The organism is Cupriavidus campinensis, from assembly GCF_905397395.1.
GTDB lineage: Bacteria > Pseudomonadota > Gammaproteobacteria > Burkholderiales > Burkholderiaceae > Cupriavidus > Cupriavidus campinensis.
In genome coordinates this window covers 1-2078 of the sequence record NZ_CAJPVH010000131.1, presented here as the reverse complement: position 1 = coordinate 2078, position 2078 = coordinate 1, and the positions used below count along the sequence as shown (strand labels likewise).

General features: G+C 67.2%; 3 protein-coding genes. All 3 read right to left on the bottom strand.

Annotated features, from left to right (window positions below; genetic code table 11):
* Positions 1–306: biotin/lipoyl-containing protein (locus KHO18_RS28135; protein WP_322791036.1), on the bottom strand; the 306-nt coding region annotated here is incomplete at its 3' end.
* Positions 307–345: 39 nt separating this feature from the next.
* Positions 346–1005, bottom strand: coding sequence for an Ntn hydrolase family protein (locus KHO18_RS28130; protein WP_211944309.1), 660 nt, complete (start codon positions 1003–1005; stop codon positions 346–348).
* A gap of 72 nt (positions 1006–1077) precedes the next feature.
* Positions 1078–2078, bottom strand: a 1001-nt coding sequence (locus KHO18_RS28125; protein WP_211944308.1) for a dihydrolipoyllysine-residue acetyltransferase, incomplete at its 5' end; no start/stop codon positions are given.

The window sequence follows — 2078 nt, the reverse complement described above, 5'->3', positions numbered from 1 at the left end:
CGGGGCGGCAGCGGCAGCCGGGGCGGGGGCAGCGGCCGGGGCGGGGGCAGGGGCGGCAGCAGCAGCAGCGCCGGCTTCCACGGTGCAGATCACCGTGCCCTTGGCCACCTTGTCGCCCACCTTGACCTTCACGTCCACAATCTTGCCGGCCGACGACGACGGCACGTCCATGCTGGCCTTGTCGGACTCCAGCACGATCAGCGACTGCTCTTCCTCAACCGTATCGCCGGCCTTGACCAGTACTTCGATCACTTCCACCGCGTCGAAATCGCCGATATCCGGCACTTTGACTTCGATCACACTCATGCTTTTCCTCCTGGGATGCGCGCCCTGCCCGCCTGGGGCTCAGGCCGCGCCGTCGTTGTTGGTTGCCGCCCCGCCACCCGCGCCGTTCGCACCGTTTGAACCATCCGGTACCGGCGCGGGTGCCGGCTGCGCCTGCAGCCGCACGGTATGCACGTCGATGGGACCCGCCGAACTCTTGTCGAACTCCACGCCCGCGTCCACGCCGATCCGCGCGATCTCCCCGGCGCCGATGCCGGGCCGGTCGTAGACCGCGTGCATGGCCCCGAGCGCATAGTTGCGCCCCGAGCCAATGCCCCAGAACCGGTCGAACGCGAACACCTCGCGGTAGGAATAGACGCCGAAGATGCCGCCCGGATTGGCAATCAGGCAGACGATCTGCGACGACTCGTACGGATCGTCCTCGTCTTCCTTGGTGTTGATGAAGTACTCGGTCTTGAGCTTTTCATGCACCTTGAGGAAGGTTCGGAACACGTCGTCGCGGGTCAGCAGCCGGCATTCGTCGCCCATGCCCGTCAGCAGCGCCCGCATCACCGGAAAGTGCGCGGTGGTGCCGGCCAGCGCGACGAAGCTCTCGCCCACCGGGAACACCTTCTGGTTGCGCTCGTAGGCACGCGACAGCCGCGTGTCGCCGAACGTGACCAGCGCGTCCGCCGCGATGGCCACCTCGGCGCCCTTCCTTACGACTACGCACGTCGTCATGGCTCGCCCCTTGCAGTTCGTACAGGCCCGCGCGCCGGCAACCGAGGCCGCCGGCGCGCGCGTGGGCCGTGCTTACAGCAGAATCCGGCGGAAGTCCGCCAGCAGCTGGGCGAAGTACGTGTTGAAGCGGGCCGCCTCGGCGCCGTCGATGACGCGGTGGTCCCACGACAGCGACAGCGGCAGCGTCAGGCGCGGCGCGAACTGCTTGCCGTCCCAGACCGGCTTCATGTACGACTTGCACACGCCCATGATGGCCACTTCCGGCGCGTTGATGATCGGCGTGAAGTAGGTGCCGCCCAGGCCGCCCAGCGACGAGATCGAGAAGCAGCCGCCCTGCATCTGGTCCGGCTTCAGCTTGCCTTCGCGGGCCAGCTTGGCGAGTTCGCCCATTTCCTGGCTGATCTCGAGCACGCCCTTGCGGTCCGCGTTCTTGATGACCGGCACGACCAGGCCGTTGGGGGTGTCCGCCGCGAAGCCGATGTTGAAGTACTTCTTCAGCACCAGGTTGTCGCCGTCCAGCGAGGCATTGAAGTTCGGGAACTTCTTCAGTGCCGCCACAGTGGCCTTGATCATGAAGGCCAGCATGGTCACCTTGACGCCCGACTTCTCGTTTTCCTTGTTCAGCTGCACGCGGAAGGCTTCGAGGTCGGTGATATCCGCTTCGTCGCAGTTCGTGACGTGCGGGATCATGACCCAGTTGCGATGCAGGTTGGCGCCCGAGATCTTCTTGATGCGCGAAAGCGGCTTGTTCTCCACTTCGCCAAAGCGCGTGAAGTCCACCTTCGGCCACGGCAGCAGGTCCAGGCCGACGCCCGAGCCACCTGCGGCAGCCGCTGCGGCCGGCGCGGCGGTCGAGCCGCTCATCACGCCCTTGACGAAGCCCTGCACGTCTTCCTGCGTGATACGGCCCTTCGGACCGGTACCGGGTACGCGCGACACGTCCACGCCCAGTTCACGCGCGAACTTGCGCACGGACGGGCTGGCGTGGGCGGCCTTGCCGGTTACGCCCTGGGCGGCCGGGGCGGGTGCCGAGTTTGCCGGGGCGGGAGCCGGGGCCGCAGCAGCAGCGGGCG

Coding starts and splice junctions, on each gene's coding strand:
- KHO18_RS28130 (WP_211944309.1), bottom strand. CDS start 1,005: ATGACGACGTGCGTAGTCGTAAGGAAGGGCGCCGAGGTGGCCATCGCG.